Origin of the sequence: Bradyrhizobium sp. sGM-13 (genome assembly GCF_018398875.1) — a bacterium.
Classification (GTDB): Bacteria; Pseudomonadota; Alphaproteobacteria; order Rhizobiales; family Xanthobacteraceae; genus Bradyrhizobium.
The window spans coordinates 1-574 of the sequence record NZ_JAGWDK010000172.1 but is presented as its reverse complement, the minus strand read 5'-3'; the positions used below and the strand labels follow the sequence as shown (position 1 = coordinate 574).

The following is a 574-nucleotide window of genomic DNA, read 5'->3' as shown; positions in this document are numbered from 1 at the left end:
CGGAGCGGTTCATCGCCAGTCCCTTTGTGGACGGCGATCGGCTGTACCGGACCGGGGACCTTGCGCGGTACCTGCCGGACGGCAATCTGGAGTTTTTGGGCCGCAACGACGATCAGGTGAAGATCCGCGGCTTCCGGATCGAGCCGGGCGAGATCGCAGCGCGGCTGTCCGAGCACGCCTGGGTGCGCGATGCGGTAGTGGTGGCGCAAGAGGATCGCAGTGGCGAGCCGCGTCTGGTGGCCTATGTGGTCGCGGTGGCCGAGCATGCCGGCGAGGCGGAGGGATCTGAGCTTGCCGCCACCTTGCGCGCACATGTAAGTGCGCGATTGCCGGATTACATGGTGCCGAGTGCGTTCGTGCGGCTCGCGGCGCTGCCGCTGACGGTGAACGGCAAGCTGGATCGCAAGGCGCTGCCGCGGCCTGCGGATCAGGCGTATGCGCGAGGCATCTATGAGGCGCCGCAGGGCGAGATCGAGACGGCGCTGGCGACGATCTGGGCAGAGCTTCTGGGTTTAGAGCGGGTCGGTCGCCACGACAACTTCTTCGCGCTGGGCGGCCACTCGCTGTTGGCGGT

The 574-nt window shown here is 67.4% G+C and carries 1 protein-coding gene; it reads left to right on the top strand.

What is annotated here, in order from left to right:
• Positions 1 to 574 (top strand): phosphopantetheine-binding protein (locus KJQ96_RS38640; protein WP_213291179.1); only part of this gene is annotated, 574 nt, incomplete at both ends.